1 protein-coding gene is annotated in these 1,001 nt (G+C 73.4%); it reads left to right on the top strand.

Translation table 11 applies throughout. The features are described 5' to 3' along the window. Positions 1-144: 144 nt before the first annotated feature. A partial coding sequence (gene hemC / locus ACY45C_RS12975; protein ID WP_462187881.1) for a hydroxymethylbilane synthase occupies positions 145-1,001 on the top strand: 857 nt, incomplete at its 3' end.

Here is a 1,001-nt window from a genome sequence, read left to right as displayed (position 1 = left end):
CGCCTACGCCGAGGCCCTGCGGGAACTGTTCGATCTGCCGCGGGAGGTGCCCGCCGTGGTGTCCGCGCCTGACCTTGATCTGCTGGAGCGTTCGTGACGGGGATCGACCCGACGAGTACCGACCCGACGAGCATCGGCGCCGACCTGCTGGCCCGTTTCGCCGGCCGCCGGCTGCGGCTGGGAACGCGGCGCTCGGCGCTGGCGCTGGCCCAGTCCGGGACGGTCGCCGCCACCCTGCGGGCGCGGGTGGGCTGCGCCGTCGAGCTGGTGCCGATTGTCACGGCGGGGGACCGCTCGTCGGGGGAGATCAGCCAGATCGGCGGGACCGGCGTCTTCGTCAGCGCGCTGCGCGACGCCCTGCTGTCTGGTGAGATCGACCTGGCGGTCCACTCGTTGAAGGACCTTCCAACGGCCACCCCACCCGGTCTGGTGCTCGCCGCGGTCCCGCCGCGGGCGGACCCCCGGGACGTGCTGGTCGCCCCGAGCGGGCGGCGCCTGGCCGAGCTCAGGGCCGGCGCCCGGATCGCGACCGGATCTCCGCGTCGCGCCGCGCAGCTGTGTGCTCTCGGCCTCGGGCTGGAGGTCGTCACGATCCGCGGCAATGTCGACACCCGGTTGAAGAAGGCCATCGACGGTGAGGTGGACGCGGTCGTCCTCGCGCACGCCGGGCTGGCGCGGCTCGACCGGCTCGATGCCGTCACCGAGATCCTCGAACCCACGGTGATGCTGCCCGCGCCCGGTCAGGGAGCCCTGGCGATCGAGTGCACGGGCGGTGCCGGGCTCGTCGTGGCCGGCCCGGCGCGCGCTCTGGTGCCCGCCGCGGCGGGTTCGGGTCCCGCTGCGGGACAAACCGGTGGCGAAACGTGGTCAGATGGCGGCCAGCCCGTCGATACGGGCCTCGCCGAGCTGCTACGGTTTGTGCTCGATGACGCATCGTCGTCCGTCGCGGTCAGAGCGGAACGCGCGTTCCTCGCCGGCATCGAAGCTGGTTGTACTGCCCC

It is taken from the genome of Frankia sp. CcWB2 (genome assembly GCF_977927585.1).
Note: the sequence above shows the minus strand (reverse complement) of the source record. Positions and strands in the feature narration are given on the sequence as shown.